This is a genomic window from Ornithinimicrobium tianjinense (assembly GCF_014636495.1).
GTDB lineage: Bacteria > Actinomycetota > Actinomycetes > Actinomycetales > Dermatophilaceae > Ornithinicoccus > Ornithinicoccus tianjinensis.
Window position 1 is genome coordinate 211,226 of sequence record NZ_BMEM01000001.1, and the last position, 25,850, is coordinate 237,075.

At 71.5% G+C, this 25,850-nt stretch carries 30 protein-coding genes; 13 read left to right on the plus strand and 17 right to left on the minus strand.

Annotation, left to right across the window (positions count from 1 at the left end; genetic code table 11):
- A complete protein-coding gene (gene hemL, locus IEV65_RS00985) occupies positions 1-1,332 on the minus strand; it encodes a glutamate-1-semialdehyde 2,1-aminomutase (RefSeq protein WP_188427759.1) in 1,332 nt (443 codons plus the stop codon).
- 104 nt (positions 1,333-1,436) lie between these two features.
- Here hemL and IEV65_RS00990 point away from each other — a divergent pair, with 104 nt between their 5' ends.
- From IEV65_RS00990 to IEV65_RS01015, 6 genes are read left to right on the plus strand one after another with little or no spacing between them, the layout of a single operon-like run.
- On the plus strand, positions 1,437-2,174 hold the full coding sequence (locus tag IEV65_RS00990) for a histidine phosphatase family protein (RefSeq protein WP_188427760.1): 738 nt from the start codon (positions 1,437-1,439) through the stop codon (positions 2,172-2,174).
- Complete coding sequence (locus IEV65_RS00995; RefSeq protein WP_188427761.1) at positions 2,171-2,770, plus strand: TlpA family protein disulfide reductase; 600 nt, start codon at positions 2,171-2,173, stop codon at positions 2,768-2,770. Before IEV65_RS00990 ends, IEV65_RS00995 begins: the two co-directional genes overlap by 4 nt.
- Entirely contained in the window at positions 2,767-3,501 is a 735-nt protein-coding gene (locus tag IEV65_RS01000; protein ID WP_188427762.1) for a cytochrome c biogenesis CcdA family protein, read from the plus strand. The genes IEV65_RS00995 and IEV65_RS01000 overlap by 4 nt, the downstream gene beginning before the upstream one ends.
- Position 3,502: 1 nt before the next feature.
- Entirely contained in the window at positions 3,503-5,158 is a 1,656-nt protein-coding gene (resB, locus tag IEV65_RS01005; protein ID WP_188427763.1) for a cytochrome c biogenesis protein ResB, read from the plus strand.
- On the plus strand, positions 5,155-6,063 hold the full coding sequence (ccsB, locus tag IEV65_RS01010) for a c-type cytochrome biogenesis protein CcsB (protein ID WP_188427764.1): 909 nt from the start codon (positions 5,155-5,157) through the stop codon (positions 6,061-6,063). Before resB ends, ccsB begins: the two co-directional genes overlap by 4 nt.
- Positions 6,060-6,335 (plus strand): DUF4229 domain-containing protein, encoded by a 276-nt coding sequence (locus IEV65_RS01015; RefSeq protein WP_188427765.1) that lies wholly within the window; start codon positions 6,060-6,062, stop codon positions 6,333-6,335. Before ccsB ends, IEV65_RS01015 begins: the two co-directional genes overlap by 4 nt.
- A 150-nt stretch (positions 6,336-6,485) precedes the next feature.
- On the opposite strand, the gene IEV65_RS01020 is transcribed toward IEV65_RS01015, so the two are convergent.
- The 6 genes from IEV65_RS01020 to IEV65_RS01045 form a co-directional block, all read right to left on the minus strand.
- Positions 6,486-7,373: a 1,4-dihydroxy-2-naphthoate polyprenyltransferase gene (locus IEV65_RS01020; protein ID WP_188427766.1), complete on the minus strand. Its 888-nt coding sequence runs from the start codon at positions 7,371-7,373 to the stop codon at positions 6,486-6,488.
- Between the two features lie 13 nt (positions 7,374-7,386).
- The gene (locus IEV65_RS01025; RefSeq protein WP_188427767.1) at positions 7,387-7,662 is read right to left on the minus strand and encodes a PLD nuclease N-terminal domain-containing protein; all 276 of its coding nucleotides are present in this window, start codon (positions 7,660-7,662) and stop codon (positions 7,387-7,389) included.
- A gap of 34 nt (positions 7,663-7,696) precedes the next feature.
- Positions 7,697-8,830, minus strand: a complete 1,134-nt coding sequence (locus tag IEV65_RS01030) for an AMP-binding protein (protein ID WP_188427768.1) — start codon at positions 8,828-8,830, stop codon at positions 7,697-7,699.
- Positions 8,827-9,489, minus strand: coding sequence for a hypothetical protein (locus IEV65_RS01035; RefSeq protein ID WP_188427769.1), 663 nt, complete (start codon positions 9,487-9,489; stop codon positions 8,827-8,829). The genes IEV65_RS01030 and IEV65_RS01035 overlap by 4 nt, the downstream gene beginning before the upstream one ends.
- A gap of 264 nt (positions 9,490-9,753) precedes the next feature.
- Positions 9,754-10,797, minus strand: a complete 1,044-nt coding sequence (gene mgrA, locus IEV65_RS01040; protein ID WP_188427770.1) for an L-glyceraldehyde 3-phosphate reductase — start codon at positions 10,795-10,797, stop codon at positions 9,754-9,756.
- A 67-nt stretch (positions 10,798-10,864) separates the two neighbouring features.
- On the minus strand, positions 10,865-11,806 hold the full coding sequence (locus tag IEV65_RS01045) for a 1,4-dihydroxy-2-naphthoyl-CoA synthase (RefSeq protein WP_188427771.1): 942 nt from the start codon (positions 11,804-11,806) through the stop codon (positions 10,865-10,867).
- 97 nt (positions 11,807-11,903) lie between these two features.
- Between IEV65_RS01045 and IEV65_RS01050 the strand changes: the two genes are divergently transcribed.
- On the plus strand, positions 11,904-13,064 hold the full coding sequence (locus IEV65_RS01050) for an ATP-binding protein (RefSeq protein WP_188427772.1): 1,161 nt from the start codon (positions 11,904-11,906) through the stop codon (positions 13,062-13,064).
- 37 nt (positions 13,065-13,101) lie between these two features.
- On the opposite strand, the gene IEV65_RS01055 is transcribed toward IEV65_RS01050, so the two are convergent.
- The 6 genes from IEV65_RS01055 to IEV65_RS01080 all read right to left on the minus strand — a co-directional run bounded on the left by IEV65_RS01055 (position 13,102) and on the right by IEV65_RS01080 (position 18,928).
- Positions 13,102-13,521 carry a VOC family protein gene (locus tag IEV65_RS01055; protein ID WP_188427773.1) on the minus strand — a complete coding sequence of 140 codons (420 nt, stop codon included), beginning with the start codon at positions 13,519-13,521 and terminating at the stop codon, positions 13,102-13,104.
- A gap of 518 nt (positions 13,522-14,039) precedes the next feature.
- Positions 14,040-14,552 (minus strand): hypothetical protein, encoded by a 513-nt coding sequence (locus IEV65_RS01060; RefSeq protein ID WP_141336934.1) that lies wholly within the window; start codon positions 14,550-14,552, stop codon positions 14,040-14,042.
- 421 nt (positions 14,553-14,973) lie between these two features.
- On the minus strand, positions 14,974-15,888 hold the full coding sequence (locus IEV65_RS01065; RefSeq protein ID WP_141336933.1) for a cation diffusion facilitator family transporter: 915 nt from the start codon (positions 15,886-15,888) through the stop codon (positions 14,974-14,976).
- The gene (locus tag IEV65_RS01070; RefSeq protein WP_188427774.1) at positions 15,885-17,873 is read right to left on the minus strand and encodes a heavy metal translocating P-type ATPase; all 1,989 of its coding nucleotides are present in this window, start codon (positions 17,871-17,873) and stop codon (positions 15,885-15,887) included. Before IEV65_RS01070 ends, IEV65_RS01065 begins: the two co-directional genes overlap by 4 nt.
- A complete protein-coding gene (locus IEV65_RS01075) occupies positions 17,870-18,292 on the minus strand; it encodes an ArsR/SmtB family transcription factor (RefSeq protein WP_229735030.1) in 423 nt (140 codons plus the stop codon). The genes IEV65_RS01070 and IEV65_RS01075 overlap by 4 nt, the downstream gene beginning before the upstream one ends.
- Positions 18,293-18,526: 234 nt before the next feature.
- Positions 18,527-18,928 (minus strand): heavy metal-responsive transcriptional regulator, encoded by a 402-nt coding sequence (locus tag IEV65_RS01080; protein WP_141336931.1) that lies wholly within the window; start codon positions 18,926-18,928, stop codon positions 18,527-18,529.
- Positions 18,929-18,989: 61 nt separating this feature from the next.
- On the opposite strand from IEV65_RS01080, the gene IEV65_RS01085 reads away from it, so the two are divergent.
- From IEV65_RS01085 to IEV65_RS01095, 3 genes are all read left to right on the plus strand, one after another.
- Entirely contained in the window at positions 18,990-19,304 is a 315-nt protein-coding gene (locus tag IEV65_RS01085) for a thioredoxin family protein (RefSeq protein WP_141336930.1), read from the plus strand.
- The gene (locus tag IEV65_RS01090) at positions 19,301-20,653 is read left to right on the plus strand and encodes a dihydrolipoyl dehydrogenase family protein (protein ID WP_188427775.1); all 1,353 of its coding nucleotides are present in this window, start codon (positions 19,301-19,303) and stop codon (positions 20,651-20,653) included. Before IEV65_RS01085 ends, IEV65_RS01090 begins: the two co-directional genes overlap by 4 nt.
- 206 nt (positions 20,654-20,859) lie before the next feature.
- Positions 20,860-21,270 (plus strand): hypothetical protein, encoded by a 411-nt coding sequence (locus IEV65_RS01095; RefSeq protein ID WP_188427776.1) that lies wholly within the window; start codon positions 20,860-20,862, stop codon positions 21,268-21,270.
- 121 nt (positions 21,271-21,391) lie between these two features.
- Here IEV65_RS01095 and IEV65_RS01100 read toward each other — a convergent pair whose 3' ends face one another.
- Together IEV65_RS01100 and IEV65_RS01105 are read right to left on the minus strand one after the other, a co-directional pair.
- Positions 21,392-21,751 (minus strand): type II toxin-antitoxin system death-on-curing family toxin, encoded by a 360-nt coding sequence (locus IEV65_RS01100; protein ID WP_188427777.1) that lies wholly within the window; start codon positions 21,749-21,751, stop codon positions 21,392-21,394.
- 3 nt (positions 21,752-21,754) lie between these two features.
- A complete protein-coding gene (locus tag IEV65_RS01105) occupies positions 21,755-21,958 on the minus strand; it encodes a toxin-antitoxin system HicB family antitoxin (protein WP_188427778.1) in 204 nt (67 codons plus the stop codon).
- Between the two features lie 58 nt (positions 21,959-22,016).
- On the opposite strand from IEV65_RS01105, the gene IEV65_RS01110 reads away from it, so the two are divergent.
- Positions 22,017-22,301 (plus strand): hypothetical protein, encoded by a 285-nt coding sequence (locus IEV65_RS01110; RefSeq protein WP_188427779.1) that lies wholly within the window; start codon positions 22,017-22,019, stop codon positions 22,299-22,301.
- 195 nt (positions 22,302-22,496) lie between these two features.
- The gene (locus IEV65_RS01115; RefSeq protein ID WP_188427780.1) at positions 22,497-23,051 is read left to right on the plus strand and encodes a DUF2500 domain-containing protein; all 555 of its coding nucleotides are present in this window, start codon (positions 22,497-22,499) and stop codon (positions 23,049-23,051) included.
- Between the two features lie 247 nt (positions 23,052-23,298).
- On the opposite strand, the gene IEV65_RS01120 is transcribed toward IEV65_RS01115, so the two are convergent.
- A complete protein-coding gene (locus IEV65_RS01120; RefSeq protein ID WP_188427781.1) occupies positions 23,299-23,541 on the minus strand; it encodes a hypothetical protein in 243 nt (80 codons plus the stop codon).
- 112 nt (positions 23,542-23,653) lie between these two features.
- On the opposite strand from IEV65_RS01120, the gene IEV65_RS01125 reads away from it, so the two are divergent.
- A complete protein-coding gene (locus IEV65_RS01125; RefSeq protein WP_229734765.1) occupies positions 23,654-24,799 on the plus strand; it encodes a tyrosine-type recombinase/integrase in 1,146 nt (381 codons plus the stop codon).
- A gap of 105 nt (positions 24,800-24,904) precedes the next feature.
- On the opposite strand, the gene IEV65_RS01130 is transcribed toward IEV65_RS01125, so the two are convergent.
- Positions 24,905-25,837: an NADP-dependent oxidoreductase gene (locus IEV65_RS01130; protein ID WP_188427782.1), complete on the minus strand. Its 933-nt coding sequence runs from the start codon at positions 25,835-25,837 to the stop codon at positions 24,905-24,907.
- Between the last annotated feature and the right edge of the window lie 13 nt (positions 25,838-25,850).

Here is a 25,850-nt window from a genome sequence, read left to right on the forward strand (position 1 = left end):
TCAGGCGATCTCCGCCGCGCTCTCCGCGATCGCCTGCACGGTGTGCTCGACGGCCTCGTCGTCGTGCGCGGCCGACAGGAACCAGGCCTCGAAGCTGCTCGGCGGGAGGTGGACGCCCCGGCGCAGCATCGCGTGGAAGAACCGACCGAAGCGCTCGAAGTGCTGATCGCGCGCGTCGTCGTAGTTGACGACCTCGCCCTCGCGGAAGAACACGCTGAACATCGAGCCCGCACGCTGGATCCGGTGGGGGATGCCGTGGCGCGTGAACGACTCCTCGACCGCGGCGGTGAGCGTGTCGGAGACGGCCGCGAGACGGGCATACACCTCGTCGGTGCACTTCTGCAGGGTCGTCAGACCGGCTGCCGCGGCGACCGGGTTGCCCGAGAGGGTGCCCGCCTGGTAGACCGGCCCCTCCGGTGCGAGCATCGCCATGACGTCGGCGCGACCGCCGAAGGCCGCCGCCGGGAAGCCGCCGCCCATCACCTTGCCGAAGGTGAACAGGTCGGGAGCCCCGCCCGCCGGGATCCCCTCGAGCCCCAGCCAGCCGGTCGACGAGCAGCGGAAGCCGGTCATCACCTCGTCGCTGATGAGCAGGGCGCCGTGGGCGGAGGTGATCCGGCGCAGCGCGTCCGTGAAGCCGGGCGCGGGCGGGACGACACCCATGTTGCCCGCCGCCGCCTCGGTGATGACGGCCGCGATCTGCTGGCCGCGCTCGGCGAAGACCGCCTCGACCGCGGGGACGTCGTTGTAGGGCAGCACGATCGTCTCGCCGGCCGCGCTCGCCGGGACGCCGGGGGAGTCGGGCAGCCCGAAGGTCGCCACGCCCGAGCCCGCCGAGGCCAGGAGCGCGTCGACGTGCCCGTGGTAGCAGCCGGCGAACTTCACCACGACCGAGCGGCCCGTGAAGCCACGGGCCAGCCGGATCGCGCTCATCGTGGCCTCGGTGCCGGAGCTGACCAGCCGCACCCGGTCGAGGGGGCCGATGCGCCGCACGAGCTCCTCGGCGAGCAGCACCTCGCGCTCGGTCGGGGTGCCGAAGGAGAAGCCCGAGGACGCGGCCTCGATGACCGCCCGCAGCACGTCGGGGTCCGCGTGGCCGAGGATCATCGGTCCCCATGAGCAGACGAGATCGACATACCGCGTGCCGTCGGCGTCCCACATCCACGGCCCCTGCCCGCGCACCATGAAGCGCGGCGTGCCGCCGACCGACCGGAACGCCCGGACCGGGGAGTTGACCCCGCCGGGGATCACCTCGCGGGCGCGCTCGAGCAGCGCTGCGGAGGCGGGCGCGTCCGCGCCCTGGAGGTATGCCGTGTCGGTGCCGGTCGTCATGCTCCTAGCGTCGCACGCGGCGCCCGGCGCCCCTGCCGCAGGCCGGACCGGTCGCACTCCCGGCAGTCAGGAGGCGCACAGGATGGCGTGGGAGAATCCCGCGCATGCCCCAGCCCGACCGTGAGCCCAGCGAGCCCGCGGCCCCGCCGTCTGCCGCCGAACCGCGGCGGCTGCCCGACGGACGCGCGGTGACGGTCGTCCACGTCGTCCGGCACGGCGAGGTCCACAACCCCGGCGGCGTGCTCTACGGCAGGCTGGCCGGCTACCCGCTGTCCGGCCGCGGCCAGGAGATGGCGCGGGCCACCGCGGCCGCGCTGGCCGAGAAGGACATCACCTTCGTCGTCGCCTCGCCCCTGGAGCGCGCGCAGGAGACCGCCGCCCCGATCGCGGCCGCGCACGGGCTGACCGTCCACGCGGACGAGCGCCTCACGGAGTCGGCGAACACCTTCGAGGGGCTGACCCCGGGCCGTGGCGAGGGCGCGTTCTGGCGGCCGCGGCACTGGCGCGCCTACACCAACCCGCTCACCCCCTCCTGGGGCGAGCCCTACACCGAGATCGCGGCCCGGATGCGCCTCGGCGTCGAGGCCGCCCGGCAGGAGGCCGCCGGTCACGAGGCCGTGGTGGTCAGCCACCAGCTGCCGATCTGGACGCTGCGCCGCTTCATCGAGGGCCGTCGCCTCTGGCACCACCCGCGCCGCCGCCAGTGCACCCTCGCCTCGGTCACGAGCATCCTCTTCCACGGCAGCGACCCCGTGGGAATCACCTACACCGAGCCGGCCGCGCACCTGCTGGCGGGCGCCCTGGACGTCACGGGCACGTCGACCGAGGTGATCGGCGAATGAGGGTGCGGCACGGCATACCGGCGCTCGGGATGGCGCTCGCCCTCGCCCTGGCAGGCTGCTCCGACGACGGCACGAGCATCAACGCCCAGATGCGCCAGGGCGACGAGAAGGGCTACGTCGCCGGCGACGGCACCATCCAGCAGCTGACCCCGGACCAGCGCGACACCGTGATCGAGCTGACCGGCACCACCCTCGACGACGAGCCGTGGGCCGCGACCGACCACCGCGGCGAGGTCGTCGTCATCAACGTCTGGGGATCCTGGTGCGGGCCGTGCGTCGCGGAGACGCCCGCGCTGGTCGAGGTGTCCACGGCCTTCGCGGAGGCCGGCGAGCCGGTGCGCTTCATCGGGATCAACTCCCGCGACACGGTCGCCAACGCGCTCGCCTTCCAGCGCGCCCACGACATCCCGTACGACTCCCTCCAGGACGACGGCGGCCGGACCCGGGCGCAGCTGGGCGGCCTGGGCATCGCCACCCCGTCCACCGTGGTGCTCGACGGCCAGGGTCGGGTGGCGGCGCGCGTCAGCGGCGAGGTCGACGCCGCGACGCTGCGGGGGCTCGTCGAGGACGTGCTCGCGGACGAGGCCGCCGGGTGAACGAGCTCGTCCTCAGCGGCCCCCTGCTCCTCGCCGCCGTCGTCGCCGCCCTGGCCGGGCTGGTGAGCTTCGCCTCTCCGTGCGTGCTGCCCCTCGTCCCGGGCTTCCTCGGCTACGTCGGGGGTATGGCGTCGCCCACCCCCTCCTCGCGCCGTCGGCTGCTCCTCGGCGCGGCCCTGTTCGTGCTCGGCTTCACGGCGGTCTTCCTGCTCATGAGCGTGGTGATCTCCGGCCTCGGGCTGGCCCTCGTGCAGCACCAGGGGGTGCTGCTCCGGGTCGCCGGCGTCGTGGTGGTCGCGCTCGGGATCTTCATGCTGGTGCGGCCCGACGTGTCCTGGCAGGTGCGCTGGCGCCCGGCGGCCGGGCTGGCGGGTGCTCCGCTGCTCGGGGTCGCCTTCGGCCTGGGCTTCAGCGCCTGCACCGGCCCTGCCCTCGTGGCGATCCAGACGCTCGGCACCTCGATCCTCCCCGGCGACGACCAGGTGGGGCGCGCCCTGGTGCTGGGCACGGCATACTCCCTGGGCCTCGGGGTGCCCTTCCTCCTCATCGCGGCCGGGCTGGGCTGGGTCAGCCGCGCCTCGCGGGCGGTGCGCGACCATCACGTGCTCATCCAGCGGGTCGGCGGCGGGCTGCTCGTCGTCCTCGGCCTGCTCATGGTCAGCGGCGTGTGGGCCGGCCTGACCGCGTGGATCCAGGCGAGCCTGGTCAGCGGCTTCGAGACGGTGCTCTGAGATGACGACGGACCAGCAGGCGGACCTGCAGCCCGAGGGCAGCGAGCGGATCGAGCCCGACTACCCCAAGGACCGCACGACGATCGGCGGGCCGCGGCTCGGGCTCGTGGGCTGGGTCCGCTGGGTCTGGCGCCAGCTGACCAGCATGCGCACCGCGCTCGCGCTGCTCCTGCTCCTGGCGGTCGCGGCCCTGCCCGGCTCGGTGTTCCCGCAGCGCGGCGTCGACGCCGCCCGCGTGCGCCGCTACCTCGAGGACCATCCCGACGCCGGCCCGTGGCTGGACCGCCTCGGGATGTTCGACGTCTACTCCTCGCCCTGGTTCGCCTCGATCTACCTGCTGCTGATGATCAGCCTGGTCGGCTGCATCATCCCGCGCATCCGGCAGCAGGTCCGCTCCCTGGGCGCGCCCCCGCCCCGCACCCCGCGCAACCTCGAGCGCCTGCCGGTGCACCGTCATACCCTCCTCGAGGCGACACCGGCCGAGGCCGTCGCTGCGGCCCGGGCGGCGCTGGCAGGTCGCCGCTTCCGCCTGCGGGCCGAGGAGCCGGGCGCGCTCGTCGTCTCCGCGGAGAAGGGCTACCTCAAGGAGACGGGCAACATCCTCTTCCACCTCGCGATCCTCGGGGTGATCGTCTCGGTGGCGGTCGGGCACCTGTTCGGCTGGCGCGGGGAGATCATCGTCAAGGAGCGGGAGACGTTCACCTCCGGCGCCGGGGCCTTCGACACCCTCCAGCTCGGCCCGCTCGTCGACGAGGAGGACCTGCCTGTCTTCTCGCTGCGGCTGGACGATCTCGACGTGCAGTTCGAGGCGGAGGCGCAGGGGGCGCAGTTCGGCCAGCCGCGCGTCTTCCGCGGGGTCGCGACGGTCCAGCAGGGGGACGAGCCGGCGCTCGGCGAGGAGTTCGCGGTCAACCACCCGCTGCACGTCGACGGCACCTCCGTCTACCTCCTCGGCAACGGGTATGCCCCGGTCGTCACCGTGCGCGACGCGGACGGCCAGGTGGTCTACCAGGACGCGGTGACCTTCCTGCCGCAGGACAACACCTACTCCTCCTCCGGGGCGATCAAGGTCACCGGGCTGGAGCCCAACCTCGGCTTCGTCGGCGGTTTCTTCCCGACCTTCGCCGCGGACCCGACGCTGGGGATGGTCTCCTCCTTCCCCGACCTCGTCGACCCCGCGCTCGTGCTCACCGCCTTCGAGGGCGACCTCTTCCCCGAGGGGCGGGCCCAGTCGGTCTTCTCGATCGACACCGAGGGCATGACGCAGCTGATGAAGGACGAGGACCCGCAGACACCGTTCAGCGTGGCCCTGCGGCCGGGGGAGAGCGTCGAGCTGCCCGGCGGGCGGGGCACGATCGAGATGGAGTCGGTGATCCGGTGGGGCGGGCTGCTCATGCGGCACGACCCCGGGCGGCTGCCGGCGCTGCTGTTCGCCGGGCTGGCGCTCGTGGGCCTGGTCCTCATGCTCGGCGTGAAGCGGCGGCGCGTGTTCGTGCGGGTCGGGGCCGGCACGCATACTGAGGTGACGGTCGCGGGCCTGCCCAAGGGCACCGACCCGGGCCTGGAGGAGCTGGTCGAGCGGATCCTCGCCCAGACCGTGACAGCGGCGGGCGGCCGTGCCGTGCCCGCCGACGACGTGACGAAGGACGACAGATGACCGACCCCACCCTGGCGATGGCCTCGGACTACGCCGTCTGGGCCTCGACCGCCGTGCTCGCCCTGGCGCTGCTGGCCTTCTGCGCGCACCTGGCCGTGACCGGTGCCGCGCCCGCCACTGCCGCGGGCGCGCCCGTCACTGCCGCGGCCGCCCCGTCGCGGCGCTGGGGCGTCGTCGGGCTGCAGCTGACCTGGCTGGCCACCTTCCTCGTCGTCGGGGGCACCGCGCTGCGGGCGCTCGCGGTGACCCGCGCCCCGCTGGGCAACATGTACGAGTTCGCGCTGATGACCGCCTCGTTCGCGCTCGTCATCTACTCCGTGTGGAGCCTGCGCAAGGAGCGCCTCTGGCTGGGTGCCTTCGTCGTCCTGCCGGTCCTGCTCATCGTCGGCGCGGCGCGGCTGGGCTGGTACACCGAGGCCTCCCAGCTCATGCCGGCGCTGAAGAACGTCTGGCTCGTCATCCACGTCACGATCGCGACCCTCTCGGTCGGCCTGTTCACGATCGGGGCGGCGCTGGCCACGGCATACCTGCTCCGGGACCGGGCCGAGGGGCGCGGCGAGGTGCGCGGCTGGCTCGCGGCACTGCCCGGTGCCCAGGCGCTGGAGCGGATGACCTACGGCATCCATGTCTTCGCCTTCCCGCTGTGGACCTTCGCGGTGATCTCTGGCGCGATCTGGGCCGAGCAGGCCTGGGGGCGCTACTGGGGCTGGGACCCCAAGGAGACCTGGAGCTTCGTGATCTGGGTCGTGTATGCCGCGTACCTGCACGCGCGCGCGACCACCGGCTGGACCACCCGCCGCTCGACGTGGATCGCGATCGCCGGCTTCGTCTGCGTCGTCCTCAACTTCACGGCCGTCAACCTGCTGATGACCGGTCTGCACAGCTACTCAGGAGTGAGCACGTGATCGCGTTCCGTTACACCGTCATGCGGCTGATGGTCTTCGCGGGGTTCCTCGCGCTGCTGACGCTGCTCAAGGTGCCGATGCTGTGGGCCGCCATCGGTGCGGCGCTGCTGTCGGCCCTCGCCTCCTTCTTCCTGCTCGCCCGCGACCGGGAGGTCCTGGCCGCGGGGATCGAGCGCCGCGTGGAGGACCGGGTGGCCCGTCGGCAGGCCAAGGTGGACGCGGGTCGGACCGCCGAGGACGACGAGGACGACGAGGTCGAGGGCCGCGCGTAGCGGCTGGCTCTGCGCGGCCTTCGGCGTGGACCGCCAGGCGCGCCGCGGGCTCGCCGCGGGCTGGCGAGAGAGACAAGATGATGCACCTGATGCGCCGTCGTCGACGCTGCACCAGGTGCAGAATCTTGTCTCTGCCGCGCGGGTGTGCGCTCAGCCCAGCAGCAGCGGTGCCAGCACGAGGCCGAGGCTGAGGGCCACGGCATACCCGAGCTGGAGGACGCCCGTCTGGGCGAGGGCGGGCAGCAGGTCGCGGCCGTAGGTCTCGCCGCGGACCACCCGCACCGGCCGCACCGCGAGCGGCGCGGCCAGCAGGCCCAGCAGCGCGGTGGGGTGCGAGAGGGCGGCCACGCCCAGCATGAGGAAGGCGATGACGATCAGCCAGGTGTAGAGGCTGCGCGTCCGGCGGAAGCCCAGCCGCACCGCCACGGTGCGCTTGTCGACGGCGCGGTCGCCCTCGAGGTCGCGCAGGTTGTTGGTGACCAGGATCGCGCAGGCCAGCGCGCCGCAGCCCACGGCGCCCCCGAGCGTGGCCCAGTCCAGCCGCTGGGCCTGCGTCCAGGTGGTGCCGAGCACGGCGAACAGCCCGAAGAAGATGAAGACCATGACCTCGCCCAGGCCGCGGTAGCCGTAGGGGTTGGACCCGCCGGTGTAGTTCCAGGCCGCCCAGATGGCCGCGGCGCCCAGGACCAGCAGGACCCACGAGCTGGACAGCGCGACCAGCGCGAGGCCGAGGACCGAGGCGCCGAAGAAGCACGCGAACGCGGCCGCCTTGACGTTGGCCGGGTCCGCGAGCCGCTGCCCGACGAGCCGCACCGGCCCGACGCGGTCCTCGTCGGTGCCGCGCACGCCGTCGGAGTAGTCGTTGGCGTAGTTGACGCCCACCTGGAAGCCGACGGCGACGAGCAGCGCCAGCAGCGCGAACGTCGCGTCCGCCGCGCCGAGGGCGTAGGCGGAGGCGGTGCCCACCATGACGGGGGCGACGGCGGCCGGGAGCGTGCGGGGGCGCGCTCCCTCGATCCACTGGGCGAGGGTTGCCACGTATCTGTTTCCTTTACAGGCCCTTGAGGAAGGTCGGGTCGTCGTCAGGACCGATCGGTCCCTGCGGCGGCCCGCCCTTGCGCCGCCCGTCCAGCAGTGTGTCGAGGATGCTGGTCGGCCGCCCGGCGATGAGCCAGGCGCTGCCCCCCACCAGCGGGAACAGCAGGATCATCAGCAGCCACAGCGGCTTGGGCAGCCCCCGCACCCGCTCGTCCTCGGTCTGCACCGCGTCGACGACGCAGTAGATCGTGAAGGCGAGCAGCGCGACCGCCGCGATGACGCGGAGCACGTGGACACCTCCTGCCGGCCGGGGACTGAGCCCCCTATTCTGCCACCGCTTCCTGAGGGGCTCCTGCGGCGAGGTCCTCGCGCGCCGTCGCCCGGTCCGGCTTGCCCGGCCCGAGTTGGGGTATGGCGTCGCGCCAGGCGACCTGTCGCGGCAGGGCGTGCGGGGGCAGGGTGGGGGAGAGGGCGATGCGCAGCTCGTTGAGGGTAGTGGGGGTGCGGGCGCTGTCGGCCACGAGGAGGGCGGCGACCCGCTGGCCCCACTCGGGGTCGGGCAGGCCGACGACGAGGGCGTCGCGCACCTGGGGCAGTCGCCGCAGCGCGGCCTCCACGTCGCGCGGTTCCACCTTGTGGCCCCCGGTGACGATGACGTCGTCGAGGCGGCCCAGGACGGTCAGCCGGCCCTCGGCCTCGTCCCACCTGCCGCGGTCGTCGGTAACGAACCATCGGGTGCCCTCGGCGTCGACGAGGAACCGCTCGGCCGTGAGGCCGGGCCGGTCGAGGTAGCCGCCGGCGACCACCGGTCCACCGAGGTGGACCCGCTCGTCGGCCGGGTCGATCCGGACCCGGACGCCGGGCAGCGGCACGCCGTCGTAGACGCAGCCGCCGCAGGTCTCGCTCATCCCGTAGGTGGTGTGCACGCGCGCACCCGCCGCGCGTGCCCCAGCGAGCAGGCCCGGGTCGGCCGCCGCGCCCCCGAGCAGGACGGTCACCCGCTGCAGCGCGGCGACGCCGACCGGGTCGTCGAGCAGCCGGGCGAGCTGGGTCGGCACCAGCGAGGTCAGCACGGGGCGTGCGTGGTCCGTGCGTGTCCCCTGCCCGGCGTGAGCCTCCGCCACCGCCGCGGCGAAGGGGGCGGGGCGGAACGGCATACCCGGGTCCAGGGCGACGGGGACAGGACTCGTGCCGGCCAGGACGGACCGGGCCAGCACCTGCAGGCCGGCGACGTGGTGGGTCGGGAGCGCGAGCACCCAGCGGCCGTGGCCGACGAGCCGGGCGGTGGCCTCGCCGGAGGCGCGCAGGGCGGGCCCGGGCAGGCGGACCCGCTTGGGCTCGCCGGAGGAGCCCGAGGTCTGCACCACGACCGCGTCGTCGGCCGAGTCGAGGACGCGGCGCAGCAGCGGCGCGAGCTCGGCCCAGGTGGCGCCCTGGGCGATGAGGTGGTCGGTCACGGTGCGGTCGTCTGGAAGGAGCGGTCGAGGTCGACGTACCAGGTGCCGTCCACCTTGCGCAGGGCGATCACCTCGTCGCCGAGGACGTCCTGGAGCAGCTCGGAGAGGTTGTCCCTGTCGACGACCGCGGAGTCGCCGTCGACCGCGGCGCCCCGGATCTGCGTGGCCTCGAGGATCTCGGCCTGCTCCTGGGCGTCCACCTGCTGGGCGTCGACCTCCCCGCTCACCGCGGCCGGCAGGACCTCCCGGCACACCTCCAGGTCGTCCTCGGCGTCGGCCATCGGCACCGACGGGTCGGAGAAGGACAGCAGGAGGTCGCAGGCGTCGGGGTCGGCCTGGATGTAGGCCACGAAGAACGCCTGGGCCACGTCCGCCGCCGCCTGACCCTCCTCGCCGCCCTCGGCCTCGCCGCCCTCGCCGTCGGAGGGTGCCGCGGTGCTCGCTGTGGCGTCGCCGGTGGGTCCGCCGGTGGCGGCGGTGTCGTCGGCGGTCTGCGTCGCCCCGTCGGTGCTCGGGGGATCGACGGTGACAGCGGTCCCGTCGCTCGTGGAGCTCGTCGAGCTTGCCGGGGGTGGCGTCGTGCCGCCGTCGTCGCCGTCGCTGCAGGCGGCGAGGAGCAGGGTCGGCACGGTCAGGGCGGTGGCGATGGCTCGGCGCATGGTCCCCTCCTGAGCAGGTCGGTCGAGGCTCCGGCCAGTGTCGCACGGCCGGTCGGGCGGGCCCTCCGGACGCGAGGGCTCGTGTGGGGCCTCTCTCGCAGTCGTCTCTCTTGCCGTCGTCTGCGTCGCGTAGTCCCCCGCGCGCGCCTGGCACCGGGCCATCCCATGCTTGTGCATTTCTGTGGTGTCACATCGGTTGCTCTGGCGATGAATGTGACACGACAGCGGTGCACATCCATGCTCCGCCGGGCTGTGCCGCGTGGCTCAGGCCTGGGACGAGCGGCGCCAGAGGTCGATGCCGGACTCGACCGCGTGCTCCTCGATGCGCGCCAGCTCCTCGGCGGAGAAGTCGAGGTGCTGCAGCGCGCCGAGCGAGTCCTCCAGCTGGCGCACCGAGCTGGCCCCGACGAGGACCGAGGTGACCCGCTCGTCCTTCAGCAGCCAGGCCAGCGCCATCTGGGCCAGGGACTGGCCGCGCTCGCGCGCCATACCGTCAAGAGCGCGCACGTGGGCGAGCGACTGCTCGGTGAGCAGCGCCGGGTCCAGCGACTTGCCCTGCGCGGCGCGGGAACCCTCGGGGACGCCGTGGAGGTACCTGTCCGTGAGCATCCCCTGCGCGAGCGGGGAGAAGGCGATGCACCCGGTGCCCGTCTCGCCGAGGACGTCGAGCAGCCCGTCCTCGACCCAGCGGTTGAGCATCGAGTAGGACGGCTGGTGGATGAACAGGGGCGTGCCGAGCTCGCGCAGGATCTCGTAGGCCTCACGCGTGTGCGCGGGGCCGTAGGAGGAGATGCCCACGTAGCGCGCCTTGCCCTGGCGGACGGCGGTGTCCAGGGCGCCCATCGTCTCCTCGAGCGGGGTGTCCGGGTCGTAGCGGTGGCTGTAGAAGATGTCCACGTGGTCCAGCCCCATGCGGGTGAGCGACTGCTCGAGGGAGTCCAGGACGTACTTGCGGCCGCCGCCGCCCTGGCCGTAGGGGCCCGGCCACATGTCGTAGCCGGCCTTGGTGGAGATGACCAGCTCGTCCCGGTAGGGGGCCAGGTCCTCGCGGAAGAGGATCCCGAAGTTGCGCTCGGCCGCTCCGTAGGGCGGGCCGTAGTTGTTGGCCAGGTCGAAGTGGGTCACGCCGAGGTCGAAGGCGCGGCGCACCGTCGCGCGCTGGCGCTCCAGCGGCACGTCGTCGCCGAAGTTGTGCCACAGCCCGAGGCTGATCGCAGGCAGCGCCGTGCCGCTGCGACCCACCCGCCGGTAGGTCATCGAGTCGTAGCGGTCGGCGGCGGGGGTCCAGGGCTCGGAGTAGACGTGCATGGACCCATCGTGCCGGACGGCCCTGCGGGCCGGTCTCCGCCTCAGCGGGCAGGGAGCGTCGGCGGACTCAGAAGTACCAGGGGAACGGCGACCAGTCCGGCGCCCGCTTCTCCAGGAAGGACTCCTTGCCCTCGACGGCCTCGTCGGTCATGTAGGCCAGGCGGGTCGCCTCGCCGGCGAAGACCTGCTGGCCCATGAGCCCGTCGTCGGTGAGGTTGAACGCGAACTTCAGCATCCGCTGCGCGGTCGGGCTCTTGCCGAGGATCTCGCGGGCCACCTGGATCGACTCCGTCTCCAGCTCGGCGTGGTCGGCGACGATGTTGACTGCGCCCATCCGCTGCATCGTCTCGGCGTCGTAGGCGCGGCCGAGGAAGAAGATCTCGCGCGCGAACTTCTGCCCGACCTGCTTGGCGAGGTAGGCCGAGCCGTAGCCGGCGTCGAAGCTGCCGACGTCGGCGTCGGTCTGCTTGAAGCGCGCGTGCTCGCGGGAGGCGATCGTCAGGTCGCAGACGACGTGCAGGCTGTGCCCGCCGCCGGCCGCCCAGCCGTTGACGACCGCGATGACGACCTTGGGCATCGTGCGGATGAGCCGCTGGACCTCCAGGATGTGCAGGCGCCCGCCCTCGGCCTTGACCCGCGCCTCGTCCACGCCCGACGCGGTGTCGTCGGCGGTCCCCTCGGCGGCGTACTGGTAGCCGCTGCGCCCGCGGATCCGCTGGTCGCCGCCGGAGCAGAACGCCCATCCGCCGTCCTTCGGGGAGGGGCCGTTGCCGGTGAGCAGCACGACGCCCACGTCGGGCGTCATCCGCGCGTGGTCGAGCGCGCGGTAGAGCTCGTCGACGGTCCCGGGCCGGAAGGCGTTGCGCACCTCGGGCCGGTCGAAGGCGATGCGCACGCAGCCGAGCTCGACATGGCGGTGGTAGGTGATGTCGACGAGCTCCTCGAAGCCCGGGACGACGCTCCACTGCGTCGGGTCGAACGGGTCCTGCGTCTGGGGTGTGTCGGTCACGCCGACCACACTATCCAGCAGTCCGCGGATAGGTTTGGACACCTATCCAGAAGTATGCGAAGCCAGAAGTATGCGAAACCGCTCGGGAGGAGCCGCCATGGAGCCGAACCCCTACACGCCGGGCGACATCCCGCGCTACCTGGCCGGGCGCGACAACGAGCTCGCCCGCGTGGAGGTCGTTCTGGACCGCGTCGCCGAGGGCGGCCCCGCCGGTGCCCCGCTCGTCTTCGTGGCGCCGCGCGGTCTCGGCAAGACCTCGCTCCTGCGCGCCTCGGAGGACCTCGCCCTGCCCAAGGGGTATGCCGTCGCCTGGGTCCCGTGCGTCAAGGGCCAGCCGGTCCTCGCCGACCTCGTCTCCGCGGTCGAGCGAGGTCTGGAGCAGGTCGGCATCACCCCCGGTATGACGTCGCCCCGGTGGGAGTCCCTGCGCGTCGAGGTCGGTGGTCGGGGGCTGAAGGCGACGGGTGAGTGGGTGCGTCCGCCCCAGGAGGAGAGCTCGCCCGGCCGGGTGCTCGCCACCGAGGAGGTGCTGCGCTCGGCGGCGCGCACGGTGCGCGAGCGCGGGGGAGCCGGCCTGTTGCTCTGCCTCGACGAGCTGCACGCCCCGGCCCTCGACGAGACCGGCGTGCTCCTCAACGCACTGCAGGCCCTGGCCAACGAGCGCGACGTGAACCCGCTCGTCGTCCTAGGGGCCGGCCTCCCGTCCACCCCGGGACACCTGACCTCGGCGGCGACCTTCGCCGAGCGCTGGGACTATGCCGTCCTGCCCGCCCTCGACGCCGGGGCGTCCGCGCGGGCCCTCGTGCAGCCGGCCGCCGAGGCCGGTGTCCGGTGGGCGGCGTCAGCCCTCTCGCTCGCCGAGGGCTACGCCAACGGCTACCCGTACCTGCTGCAGCTGGTCGGCGCCGCGACCTGGGACGTCGCGAGACCCGACGCGGGAGGCTCGATCGGGCCACGGCATACCGAGGAGGGGTGGGAGGTGGCGCGGGAGCGGCTGCGCACGCTCTTCCAGGGACGCTGGGACGCCGCGACCGCGGCGGAGCAGGCCTTCCTCACCGCGATGGCCACCGCCGGCGTCTCGCCCGTGCCGCGCTCGACGGTGGCTGCGGCGCTGGGCGTGCCGACGAGCTCGATCAGCCAGACGCGCGCGAGCCTGATCAACAAGGGCATCATCGCCCGCGTCAGCCACGGGCATCTGGAGTTCACGATGCCCGGCTTCGCCGAGCACGTGCGTGAGGTGTCCGGGAACGGGGGCTAGAAGCCTCCCAGCCCTCATCGCCCGGCCGTGCCGGCGGTCACTGGTCGCGGCTGGACAGCACGCAGAACTCGTTGCCCTCCGGGTCGGCGAGGACCGTCCAGCTGACCTTGTCGACGTCCTGGCCGACGTCCACCTTGGTGGCGCCGAGCTCAAGCAGCCGCTGGATCTCCGCGTCGCGGTCCTGGGACGTGTGCGGCGCCAGGTCGATGTGCAGGCGGTTCTTGAGCGTCTTGCCCTCGGGGACCGGCACGAAGACCAGGCCCTGGCCCCGCCGCATCCACGTGTCGAGGTGGGTGACCGGCCCCTGCTCGTGCTCCTCCAAGGCGTGCCGGGGGACGATGACCGCCTCGTCGGGGGTGTCGTAGACCGTGGTCCAGTCGAGGACCTGCGCCCACCACCGAGCCTGGGCCTGAGGGTCGAGGGAGTCGACGACGATCGTGTACCACTTGAGTGCCATGCGCTCAGCCTGCCCTGCGATGCGGACAGCAGGTGTCCGCCACGTGCGCGGCCCGTCGCTCTCGATGCTTCTTGTGCCCTCGGGCGCGAGGGCGGCTATCCGTGCCAGCGCCCCTGCGTTTCTCTTGAGGCCGAGGCCATGAAAGTCACGCGCTCCGCGTCAGCGCTTGGCCAGGTGACGAGGACACCCGCGGGAGGGTCGTGACAGACCGGATCCGCCGAGAGTCGGATGCTTCGGCAAGGGCCTGACCACGGCCGGCCACGCCGAGTAGCGGACGCTTCTGTTGAGCCCTGGATGCAGTTTCCGGCAGGGCAGTCGGTTCATAGACGAGCTAGTCCTACGTGATGTCGTAATTATCACACCCCATGACGGTTCGATGCCCTATCGCACCGCCCAAGAGGGGAGGATCGTTGGAAGTGACCGGATTCCAGAGGTCTGGTCACAGCCAAGGAGCAGTCATGAGAACCCCCACCCTCCCGCGGACCTGCGTTGCGCTCGCTGCGGCGATCATGAGCGTCTCAGGCGCCACTCCCGTGGTCGCCGTCCAGGCCGACCTTCCGGTCGCGGAGGCGTTCGCACCGGGGCCGCACCATCCCGACTCTGGCCTCGTGGAGGGACTGCACATCGGACAGGGATCCTGTGCCGACAGTCTCGTGGACTACGAGCGGCGTCACGTTGAGATGTTGGAAAGGGACGGCGGCGGGAGCACCGACTCTCCGGTGTGGCACCACCTCGACGCTGACCTCGTCGAGGGACTGCATATCGGACAGGGATTCTGTGCCGACAGTCGCCTGGACCACGAGCAGCGTCACGTTGAGATGGCCGAAACGCAGGGCCGCGGCATGGCCGACGCTCCCGTGTGGCACCACGACGGCGCGCCAGCCCCTCAACGCGACGACGCTCCAGCGTGGCACCACGAAGACGCGCCAGACCGCCAACGCGACGACGCTCCGGCGTGGCACCCCGACGGGGCTCCGGGCGCGGGTCACGACGAAAGGCCCGCTGACCACCACGGCGCCACCGGACGTCACGGCTGACCTCGCCTCCCGCCCTGACACGCTGCGCAGCGGTCAGCGCGCGCAGACGGTTCATCGCGACCGCGCCGGGGCCGCCGACCGCCGGACCCGTCATCCTCCCGCAGGGGTCAGGTTCAGGTGGTCGTGTTCCTCCGGATCACAATCCGCAGGTAGGGCCGCCACCCTGTTGGGACCAGTTCGGCGGGGCTCTGCTTCACGCAGCGCCCTTTGTGGCGCAAGCCATGGGGGGTAGGTCTGGTGTGCCGGCAGCCTCCCACGCGGTAGAAGAGCCACTACAAGACTGTGGGGCAAGATGTGACTGGCCGTCGGGGGCGGGCAACACGGAGCGCGTCCCGTCCGCCGGTCGAAGGTAGCGCGAAGTGTTCGGGGCCCATGAGAAGGACCGTAGTGAGCGTCACGGACTGCTCTCGCAGGGTCAGGCGTGGGCGGTGTGTTCGCGATCGGCGTGGCCGGGTGGTTCGAGCTGGAAGGTGGAGTGCTCGATGCTGACCTCGAAGTGGTCAGCCACGCAGTCCTGCAGACGGGCCAGCATCTCGGCGGCGTGACCGTCCGTGAAGCACTCCTCGTCCAGGACGACGTGAGCCGTCAGCACGGGTAGGCCGGTGGCGATGGTGGAGGCATGCAGGTCGTGCACGTCCTGCACGTGCGGGACCGCCAGTACGTGAGCGCGGACGTCGTCGAGGTCCAGCCCCTTGGGGGTGGACTCCAGCAGGATGTGGCCCGCCTCGCGCAGGATGGTGACGGCGCGGGGCACGATGAGGGCGGCGATGAGCATGCCGGCGATGGCGTCGATGCGGACCCACCCGGTGGTGGTGATGACGATGGCGCTGATGATGACGGCCACCGACCCCAGGGCGTCGTTGACGACCTCCAGGAACGCGGCGCGCATGTTGAGGTTGGCGCCGCGTCCGGAGCTGAGGACCAGCACGGAGGCGATGTTTCCGGCAAGGCCGACGATGCCGAAGATCAGCAGGCCGGTGGAGCTGACCTCATGCGGCTCGTACAGGCGGCGGACGCCCTCGACGAAGGCATAGATCCCGACACCCAGGAGCACGGCCGCCTGCGCGCCGGCGGCGAGGACCTCCGCCCGGCGGAACCCCCAGGTCCGCTCGGCGGTCGGTGGGCGCAGCGCCACCGACGCGGCGACCAGCGCCATGCCCAGCCCGGCAGCGTCGGTGAGCATGTGCCCGGCGTCCACCAGCAGGGCCAGGGAGCCCGTCCACAACGCTCCGATGACCTCGGCGACCAGGATGGTCGCGGTGATCGCGAACGCGACCGCCAGCCGGCCCCGGTGGGTGGTGACGGTCCCGTGGTCGTGACCTGCGCTCATGCGTGAGCTCCTTCCAGGTGGGCGCGGTCCTGCGCCGCGCCGGGGGCGACCAGGTGTCTGCTGCGGCCGGCACGGACGCCGTTGGCGATGACCAGGACCTCGGCCAGCTCGTGGACGAGGACGACCGCGGCCAGACCCAGCACGCCGAGCAGGGCCAACGGGATCAGGACCGCGATCAGGACCAGGGAGACCACGACGTTCTGCAGCATGATGGCGCGGGTGCGGCGGGCGTGCTCGAACGCATACGGCAGCAGCCGCAGGTCATCACCCATGAGGGCGACGTCGGCGGTCTCGATCGCGACGTCGGTGCCCATCGCGCCCATCGCCACGCCGACGTCCGCGGTGGCCAGCGCGGGCGCGTCGTTGACACCGTCACCGACCATCGCGGTCGGCCCCTGGGCGCGCAGGCAGGTGACCACCTGCGACTTGTCCTCCGGGCGCAGGTCGGCGTGCACCTGCTCGATGCCGGCCTCGGCGGCCAGGGCCCGTGCGGTGACCTGGTTGTCCCCGGTCAGCATCGCCACGGTGTAGCCGTGGTCGACGAAGCGGGCGATGACCTCGGCGGCCTCGGGCCGCAGCTCGTCCCGGACGGCGATGGCACCGACCGGCTGACCGTCGACCTCGACCACGACCGCGGTCGCGCCGGCCTGCTGCATCCGCCGCACGTCACCCGCCAGGTCACCAGGGTCGACCCAGCCCGGTCTGCCGAGCCGGACCCGCGCACCGTCGACCGTGCCGACCAGGCCGGCGCCGACCACGGCCCGCACGTCCTGCGCGGCGGGCACCGTGGCGGAGGCGGCCAGGATAGCTGCCGCCAGCGGGTGCTCGCTGCGGGCCTCCAGCGCGGCCGCCCACCCCAGCACCTGGTCCCGGTCGCTCACCGGTGCGGTAGCGACGTCGACCACGGCCGGCCGGTTGCGCGTGAGTGTGCCGGTCTTGTCCAGGGCCACGGTGCGGACCCTGCCCAGGGCCTCCATCGCCGCACCGCCCTTGATCAGGATCCCGCGGCGGCTCGCCGCGCCGATCGAGGCCACCGCGGTGACCGGCACCGAGATCGCCAGCGCGCACGGGGAGGCGGCCACGACCATGACCAGGGCCCGGTGCACCCAGACCGACGGGTCACCGAGGAGCGCGCCGAGCAGCGCGGTCAGGAGCGCGGCGACCAGGATGCCGGGCACCAGCGGGCGGGCGATCCGGTCCGCGAGCCGCTGCGTGGCGCCGCGCCGGGACTGCTCGGTCTCCACGACGTGCACGATGCGGGCCAGGGAGTTGTCCTGCGCGGTGGAGGTCACCGTGACCTCCAGGGCGCCGGTGCCGTTGATCGAGCCGGCGAAGACCTCCTGACCGGGGCCTGTCTCCACCGGCATCGACTCCCCGGTGATGGCCGAGGTGTCCATGCTGCTGCGCCCGCTGCGCACGGTACCGTCGGTCGCCAGCCGCTCCCCGGGCCGGACGACCATCACGTCCCCGATCGCCAGCCGGGCGGGGTCGAGGACGACCTCGCGGCCCCCGCGCAGCACCGTCGCCTCCTTGGGCACGAGGTCCAGCAGCGCCCGCAGGCCGTGCCGGGTCCGGGCCAGGGAGTACTCCTCCAGGCCCTCGCTGAGGGAGAACAGGAACGCCAGCGCGGCGGCCTCCTCCACCTGCCCCAGCAGGGTGGCACCCACGGCACCGATGGTCATCAGCAGACCGACCCCGAGCTTGCCGCGCGCCAGCCTCCGCAGCGCCCCGGGCACGAACGTGGACCCGCCCACCAGCAGCGCCGCCGCGGCCAGCACCAGTTCCACAGTCTCCCAGCCGCCGAGCCCGGCCAGGAACCCCGCTCCGAGCAGGGCGCCGGAGAGCAGGCCCAGCTGCACCTCCCGCACGTCCCACAGCCGGGTGACCGGCTCCTCGACATCCCCACCGCCGGTGGCTGGCGGCGGGATCTCGCACCCGCACGCGTCCACGACCACCTCCCGCTGCGGGGTCTCCTCGCGGCTCACGCGCCCTCCCCCTGCCCCGTGTGCGTGCGCAGCTGCTCCGGGGCGGGGTTGCCCTCGGTGCCGATGCCGTAGTTCGGGCACAGCGCCACGGCGGACCCCGTGGAGGCGAGCAGCCGCTCCGCCGCGTCCAGCACGCCCAGCAATTCGGGGGCACTGGTCAGCGAGAACATCGAGGCCCGGCCCTGCGGCCGGGACACCACCAGGCCGCAGTCGCGAAGGCACGCCAGGTGGGCGCTCACGGTCGACTGCGCCAGCCCAAGGTGTTCCGTGAGGTCACGCACCCGGTGCTCGCCCAGGCTCAGGTGCTGCAGGATCGCCAACCGCGACGGGTCCGACAGGCCGTGGAACAGCGCAGCCGCCACGGGGAGCCCTGCATCGCGCTCCGGACCTTCATGGCCGATCGGGACCTTCGCTGTCATCGTCATAGAGCGATGTTAGCGCACTGCCGCGTGCCGTGCGTCACGGGGGGCCAGGTGGACTGGCGTACCGCGGCGGGCCGCGACAGACCGGCCCCCTGTGGATGCACACTCACCTGCTGCGCCCGCGCCATCGGCCATGCTGGTGCTGCAGTGGGCGGACGGGACAGCCCGCCTTGTTCCGGCGTGTTATGGCTGGCGCGCGAGGTCGGGGTCCGGGTCGTGCCTGGGCGAAGACTACTGCGACGGGGACAGGATGTGGCAGATGTCCTGGTCTGCACAGTCGCCGGGGTCTAGCAGTCGGCTGCGCTGGAGCAGGGTCTCGAGCTCTGTCTGCAGCGTGAGGAGGTCGCGGATCCGTCTCCGGACGTCGGCGAGTCTGGTGTCCAGGAGTGTGGTGACGTGCTGGCAGGGGGTGGTCCCTTGGTCACGCAGGTCCAGGATGCTGCGGATCTGGGACAGCGTGAGCCCGGCGGCCTGCGCCATGGCGATGAAGCGCAGCCGTGTGGCTGCGGACTCCTCGTAGACGCGGTAGCCGTTCGCCCCGCGCGCGGGCTCGGCCAGCAGGCCCTGGCGCTCGTAGAAGCGGATGGTCTGACTGCTCACTCCGGCCGACTCGGCCAGCTCTCCGATCCGCATTCGCGCTGTCCTACTCTCACGCTTGACCTTGTACCAGGGTACAAGGTCTAGCGTCGCGGGTATGGACGTCTGCCTGCTCTACTTCGAGGACTGCCCCAACTGGAAGGTGACTGACCGCAGGTTGGTCGCGATCGCGGCCGAGCACCCGGAAGTCAGGATCCGGCGTCAGCGCGTCGAGACCCTCGAGCAGGCCCAACAGGTGGGCTTTCGCGGCTCACCCACAGTGCTGGTCGACGATACCGACGCGTTCTGCGCCCCAGACTCAGCAGGGGGCCTGTCGTGCCGGGTCTACCACACGGCGGACGGCCTGGCTGGGGCACCGACCACGGGACAGCTGTACGCAGCGCTGGGGCTGGCCCAGGAGGCCACGCGATGACCTACGACTACGACCTGATCGTCATCGGTGCCGGCATGGCCGGCGTCACGGCGGCGAACAAGTGCGCCTCCGCGGGGTGGAAAGTCGCGATCGTCGACGCCCTGCCCTACGGCGGCACGTGTGCCCTGCGCGGGTGCGACCCCAAGAAGATCCTGCGCCGCGGTGCGGAGGTCATCGACAGCGCCCGCCTGATGCGCGGCAAGGGCATCGACGACGACGGCCTGTCGATCAACTGGGCCGACCTCATGGCGCACAAGCACGGCTTCACCGACCCCGTCCCCGCGCAGATGGAGGAAGGGCTGTCAGGCAACGGGGTCACCACCTTCCACGGGACGGCGCGGTTCACCGGTCCCAACACCGTGGCCATCGACGACGCCCCCTACACCGGCCGACACTTCCTCATCGCCACCGGTGCCCGCCCGCGCCCGCTGGACCTGCCCGGGCACGAGCACCTGGTAGACAGCACCGGGTTCCTGGACTTGCCCGAGCTGCCGCGACGGATCCTGTTCGTCGGCGGTGGCTTCATCTCCTTCGAGTTCGCCCACATCGCCGCCCGGGCCGGCAGCACCCCGGTCATCCTGGACCGCAAACCTCGACCGCTGAAGGCCTTCGACCCCGACCTCGTCGACCTCCTCATCGACCGCAGCGCCCAGGTCGGGATCCAGACCTGGCGCTCTGCGACGCTCACCGCGGTGGAGACGACCGCCACCGGCTATCAGGTAAGCGTGGATGAATCAGGGCGGTCAAGGACAGCCGAGTTCGACCTGGTCGTCCACGGCGCAGGCCGGACCCCCGAGCTGACGACCCTGGACCTGGACGCCGCCGGCGTCCAGTCGGACGAGGACGGGGTCCGCGTAGCAGCCCACCTGCAGAGCACCAGCAACCCGGCGGTCTACGCCGCCGGCGACGCGGCCAGCACCCCCGGCATGCCACTGACCCCGGTCGCCGTGTTCGAGGGCAAGGTCGCCGCGTCGAACATGCTCAAGGGCACCACGACCGCCCCGGACTACACCGGCGTGCCCACCGCGGTGTTCACGATCCCCGAACTCACCCGGGTCGGCCTGCTCGAAGACGAAGCCCTCGCCCGGGGCATCGACATCAACGTCCGCTACTCCGACACCAGCAGCTGGTACTCCAACTACCGGATCGGGGAGACGACCGCCGCGGCCAAGATCCTGATCGACCGCTCCACCGACACCATCGTGGGAGCCCACCTGCTCGGCCCCGAATACGCCGAACTCGTCAACACCCTGGCCCTCGCCATGAAGCTGGGACTCACCACCCGCCAGCTGAAGTCGATGACCGCCGCCTACCCCACCGTCGGATCAGACCTAGGCTCCATGCTCTGAACCAGGACCAACCAGCGACCCCCAGATCGCGGACCAGGGGACAAAGGCCAGTCGGACCGGTCTTGCCCGCCCGCTTCGCGATTACCGGATCTGCCGCAGGTCGCTCGAGGTCGGAGGTGTCAGTCCCAGCACGGGACCGGCGCCGCCGTCTCAGGGTCGCTGTTAATGCACGTGCTTGGCCATCGCGCTCCCGCCAGACTGGGCAGGTGAGCATTGACATGAACGCCCTCCTTCTGAGGGTCGCTGGAGACGTCTTCGGCGACCGCGTCTCGATTGAAGCAGAGGGCAACAGCCCGTCGATGCCGCACGCGTATGTCGTGCGCCGGCGCGAGGGCGGCCGAAATGCTGTCCTGGTCGCCAGTCACGAGTGGTCCGAAGCACACATCGTGGACTTCAGGGTCACTTGCACGGTCTTCCACTACGGCGATGACGAGATGGAGAAGGAGTCTGCCCTCAGGGCGCTGGCAGTGGTCCTGCGCGCCTACATGGCCGGGCAGGGCCAGGTTGAGCACCGTCCTAGCCTCCTATGGTGGCGACCCGACGTGCCGCGATACACGGTGACGATCGACGGCTTCGAGTGGCGGCTCGGTCGTCACGGCTGGGTCACGCCCATCTAGAGGACTACAAACTTGTCAGCTGGCGAAGACGACCACCTGCTCGGCCGAGGTCCGCGAATCACTGGCGCTCACCCAAGCCGGCGTCGACCCATCCGCTCATGCCGCGAGCCGATCACCGGCACTAGTGCCACTTGGCCAAGTGGCGAGCTGCCACCTGGTGATCGGCCGTGCCGCTGGCGACAGCGATGACCAGGTCGTAGGCGTCGTCGTCAGGCGCCTCGAGATCGACGCCGTTGATGCCGTAGAACACGACTACCGCGAGCCACCCCAGCCGCTTGTTGCCATCAACCAGCGGGTGGTTGACGACGATGGATTCCAGCAGCGCACCCGCCTTTGCGTCGATGCCGGGGTAGGCGTCACGACCGAAGACGCTGGCGCGGGGACGGTGGGCGGCGGAGTCCAAGAGGCCAAGGTCCTGGATCGGGCCTACGCGCAGGTCCGATGCCAGGGCGAGCAGGTCCTCCGTAGTCAGGTACTCCAAGGGTCAGCCCCCGAGACGCTCGAGCAGATCGGCGTACCGCTCTCGCCCACGTGCGGACAACTCGCGCACACGCTCCTCGTGCCCACGTCGCGCGGCCGCTTCACGGATCGCCCGCACCGTCGCCTCCTGCTTGCTCACACCCTCGGCCTCGGCCAGCGCCGCCAAGGCTCGCTCGTCCTCCGGAGACAGCCGCAGAGTCATCGCCATCCCCTGACGGTATCACTCTGGTATCTAACGCTCATGCCGCCGTGCGCAAAGATGTGGCATGGCTCGAGTGGTCCGGTTCATGTTCGACCACGGACACGTCTGGCCGCTTTGGGAGGACGGCACCGACAAGTACGCCATGGAACCCGCCGATTACGGATTGTCACCCGAACTCACGGAGCGGTTGCACTCCTGTTACGCGTACTGGGAGGCCCACCGCAACCTTGACGGGCAGTGGGATGCACCCGAGAACCGTCACCTGTGGCACGCTGAGGCGGACCAAGCCATCGCCATCCTGCGGTGGGAGGTCTCCGACCTCGCAGACGTCCGAGACGAACGCGACTGAACATTCCGTACCCATCCGACTTTGCCGCTTGGAGGGCGTTAGGTCTTCGGGGCGTCCGCCTGGCCGAACACGTGCTTGGCCCGGCACGGACAGCGCTTGCCGGGGACCCAAGAAAGGTTCTTGACCCGATCGGGGGGTGCTGGCCGTGGGAACCCGTCGCCGGACGGTAGCGTCCGACCTGGGCCGAGTTGAACCTTGGCACTCATCGAGGAGGTGGGCCTGATGCATACGACCATGTGGCGGCCGCTGTGGGCAGGCGCCAACGGATCGGGCCCGGCCATGGATGCTGACGTGCAGTTCGATCCGGGGGTGTCTCTCGACCCTATTGCTGGACCGGGCGAGGGGTTGTTCTCCGCAATGCCGGTGCTCATGGGCATCTTCTTCATCATCTTCGTAATCGTGGTCGTCGTGAAGCTGGTCCAAGCCGGGCAGACCTTCGCCAACAATTCCGCGTTGCCCGAGCAGACCGTCGCCGCACGGGTGGTCGGAAAGCGGACCCACACCGAGGGTGGAGCGGGCGACAGCGCGGTGCAGACCGCTTACTTCGCCACGTTCGAGGTTGGGAATGGTGAACGCATCGAGGTCAAGATCCCACCACGCGAGTACGGCCAGTTCGCGGAGGGGGATCAGGGGCAACTTACCCATCAGGGCACGTGGTATCGCGGGTTCGAGCGCAGGCGCGTCATCCCAACGGACGGCTCGTGGGAAGCGCCCGGCGGCCCCTCCCTCCGGCCGCCGAACACAACCTGAGGCCAACCGCAACGTTTCCCTGAACCACTCCGAGCGGCCAGCCTCGCGCCGTCAGCTCTTGCCGCGTGGAGGACGGCTACGCTCGTCCGACTCTGCCGCGTGGAGCCTGCCGCTTGGGGTACGTCGTTGGACCAGCGGCCGAGCAGTCGGTAAACCACTCGGGCCTTCCCTCAGGGGGTAAGAGAAGGGCCCGCAGTAGACCCCGGTGGTGCGCCGCTCCACATTCACATGCCGCTGCCCGAGTAGGTTAATTTCCCCCGAATCGTTGCTGGGCTGCCTGTCGGGTGATGTTCAGAGCGGCGCCAATGATGGTCCAGGAGTCACCTGCGTCGCGGGCGGCCTGGACGGCTTCGCGCAGGTCGTCCTCGGCGGCGCTCAGGTTGGCGCGGGCGGTCTGGATGCGGCGGAAGTGGACGGCGTCGCGGGCGGGGTTCATGCCCGGGTCCAGCTCGTCCAGACCGGTCTCCTCGGGGCGGGTCCTTGTGCTCATGTGCTGCTTCACCTCATCTCAGGTAGTCGTAAAACTTGGGTCGTAGTCGGTCGGCGTGGATGATGCGGACCGGTGCATGAGCGGGCACAGCGACCAGCTCCAGCAGCCGGCCGTGACGGTCAGGGCCGATCACCAGGAGGCGGTCCTCACCCAGGTACTCGTACTCGACCAGGCGCATGGCGTTCCTCCAGGCGTGCTGGATGTCCGCGTCCTCGACCTCGGTTTGCGAGCCGACGGCGTGACCTCCACCCGTCAAGTGTCTCTTGACGGCAGGCGGGGCGTCAAGCCCTCCTTGACGGCCGGAGATGCGGTGGCGGCACGATGGTTCATGACCACAACCCAGCCCTCCTCCGCCCTCGTCCCCGTGAGCGTCATCGACCCCGCAGATGCCGCGCTGCGCCAGGCCGTTGCCGCCCACCTGGCCCGCTACACCGGCCAGACGCGCACCCACACCGAGTCCGACCTACGTGCCTTCCTGAACTGGTGCGCCCAACGGGGCCTGGACCCGCTGGCCGCCCATCGGGTGCACGTCGAGCTGTACGTGCGGTGGATGCAGGAGACCCGCCGGTACAAGCCGTCCACGATCTCGCGGCGGCTGTCGGTGGTGATCGGTTTCTACCGCACGGCCGTCATCGACGGCGTCCTGACCGCCTCCCCGGCCGACCACATCCGCCGCCCGCACGTGCCACCCGAATCACCTACCTTGGGCCTGTCCCACCTGCAGTTCGAGGCGATGCTGCAGGCCGGCCGGGCCAGCGTCAACGTCAACGACTTCGCCCTCGTCACCATGCTCGGCCTGCTTGGACTGCGGATCTTCGAGGCGTGCGGCGCGAACGTCCAGGACCTTCGCGAAGAGCACGGCCACCGGGTGCTGAAGGTCCGCGGCAAGGGAGGCAAGGTCGTCCTGACGCCCCTGCCGCCTGCGGTGCAGCGCGCGATCGAACGCGCCGTCGACAACCGTGAGGAAGGGCCGATCCTGCGCAACCGGCAGGGAGGCCGGATGGACCGGCACGCCGCGACCCGGCGGCTGCATCACCTGGCCGACGACGCCGGGATCACCATGCCGCGGATGCATCCACACATGCTCCGGCACACGTTCGTCACCACGATGCTCGACGCCGGCGTGGACCTGCGCGACGTCCAGATTGCCGCTCGTCACGCCGACCCCCGCACCACCATGCGCTACGACCGAGCACGCAAGAACCTTGACCGTCACCCCAACTACATCCTCGCCGCCTACATGGCCTCCGGCACCTGACCAACGGCCGGTCCGTGCGCCGGCGAGCCGGGTTCCGGCCGGGACCCTTGCCTGCGTACCACCTCGTCAGGGAGCCCGGCCGACCACGTCCGACGGCCTACCTGCCTAGATCTGGTCGCCCACGGTGATGGCGAGCTTGCCGCGCACGTGTCCCTCCATGCTCCTGCGGAAGGCGTCGCTCGCGCGCTCCAGCGGGAAGGTGTCGGCGAGGATCGGCTTCACCCGCCCGGCCTCCACGAGCTCGGTGAGCGCAAGCAGGTGGACAGGGTTGGGACGGACGAACACGTAACGACCACCGTGCTCCTTCACCGTGTTGTCGGCCACGGACGCAACGCGCTCGGGTGTCTTCAGGTGCGGTAGGGAGGCCCTCCAGTCGTCGCCTCCGACAAGGTCGACGACGGCGTCAAGGCCCTCGGGTGCCGCCTCGACGATGCGCTCCCCGAGCCCCTCGCCGTACGTCAGCGGTTCGGCGCCCAGCGAGCGCAGGAAGTCGTGGTTCTTCCCGGACGCAGTGGCCAGGACGCGCGCCCCCCGCGCCGCGGCGATCTGGATGGCGTAGGTCCCCACGCCGCCGGCTCCGTTGTGCACCAGGACGGTGTCACCCTCGGTCGCGCCCACCGCCTCGAGTGTCTGGTATGCCGTCAGTCCCGCCAGGGGAATGGTGGCTGCCTCGGCCCAGGACACGTTGCGCGGCTTCCTGGCAAGGCCCCGCACCGGAGCCGCGACCCGCTCGGCGAACGTACCCAACCCCACCGTGTCCATCCGGGCGTAGCCGATGACCTCGTCACCGGCCTGGAACTCGGTCACCGACGCTCCAGGCTTGACGACGACCCCAGCCAGGTCCCACCCCGGGATCACCGGGAAGTAGGTCGGCAGGGCCGCGTCCAGGTACCCGGCGGTGATCTTCCAGTCGACCGGGTTGACCGAGGACGCCCGCACCTCGACGAGCACGCTGTCCGGCCCCACCTTCGGCTCAGACTGGTCGCCGTACTGCAGGACCTCAGGGCCCCCGTACACGTCGTAAAACACGGCCTTCATCGTTCTCCCTCTC

Bases quoted from the DNA above. Each gene is read 5' to 3' on its own strand.
- hemL (WP_188427759.1), bottom strand. From the start codon at position 1,332: ATGACGACCGGCACCGACACGGCATACCTCCAGGGCGCGGACGCGCCC.
- IEV65_RS00990 (WP_188427760.1), top strand. From the start codon at position 1,437: ATGCCCCAGCCCGACCGTGAGCCCAGCGAGCCCGCGGCCCCGCCGTCT.
- IEV65_RS00995 (WP_188427761.1), top strand. From the start codon at position 2,171: ATGAGGGTGCGGCACGGCATACCGGCGCTCGGGATGGCGCTCGCCCTC.
- resB (WP_188427763.1), top strand. From the start codon at position 3,503: ATGACGACGGACCAGCAGGCGGACCTGCAGCCCGAGGGCAGCGAGCGG.
- ccsB (WP_188427764.1), top strand. From the start codon at position 5,155: ATGACCGACCCCACCCTGGCGATGGCCTCGGACTACGCCGTCTGGGCC.
- IEV65_RS01035 (WP_188427769.1), bottom strand. From the start codon at position 9,489: ATGCGCCGAGCCATCGCCACCGCCCTGACCGTGCCGACCCTGCTCCTC.
- mgrA (WP_188427770.1), bottom strand. From the start codon at position 10,797: ATGCACGTCTACTCCGAGCCCTGGACCCCCGCCGCCGACCGCTACGAC.
- IEV65_RS01050 (WP_188427772.1), top strand. From the start codon at position 11,904: ATGGAGCCGAACCCCTACACGCCGGGCGACATCCCGCGCTACCTGGCC.
- IEV65_RS01055 (WP_188427773.1), bottom strand. From the start codon at position 13,521: ATGGCACTCAAGTGGTACACGATCGTCGTCGACTCCCTCGACCCTCAG.
- IEV65_RS01065 (WP_141336933.1), bottom strand. From the start codon at position 15,888: ATGAGCGCAGGTCACGACCACGGGACCGTCACCACCCACCGGGGCCGG.
- IEV65_RS01075 (WP_229735030.1), bottom strand. From the start codon at position 18,292: ATGACAGCGAAGGTCCCGATCGGCCATGAAGGTCCGGAGCGCGATGCA.
- IEV65_RS01080 (WP_141336931.1), bottom strand. From the start codon at position 18,928: ATGCGGATCGGAGAGCTGGCCGAGTCGGCCGGAGTGAGCAGTCAGACC.
- IEV65_RS01085 (WP_141336930.1), top strand. From the start codon at position 18,990: ATGGACGTCTGCCTGCTCTACTTCGAGGACTGCCCCAACTGGAAGGTG.
- IEV65_RS01090 (WP_188427775.1), top strand. From the start codon at position 19,301: ATGACCTACGACTACGACCTGATCGTCATCGGTGCCGGCATGGCCGGC.
- IEV65_RS01105 (WP_188427778.1), bottom strand. From the start codon at position 21,958: ATGGCGATGACTCTGCGGCTGTCTCCGGAGGACGAGCGAGCCTTGGCG.
- IEV65_RS01110 (WP_188427779.1), top strand. From the start codon at position 22,017: ATGGCTCGAGTGGTCCGGTTCATGTTCGACCACGGACACGTCTGGCCG.
- IEV65_RS01120 (WP_188427781.1), bottom strand. From the start codon at position 23,541: ATGAGCACAAGGACCCGCCCCGAGGAGACCGGTCTGGACGAGCTGGAC.
- IEV65_RS01130 (WP_188427782.1), bottom strand. From the start codon at position 25,837: ATGAAGGCCGTGTTTTACGACGTGTACGGGGGCCCTGAGGTCCTGCAG.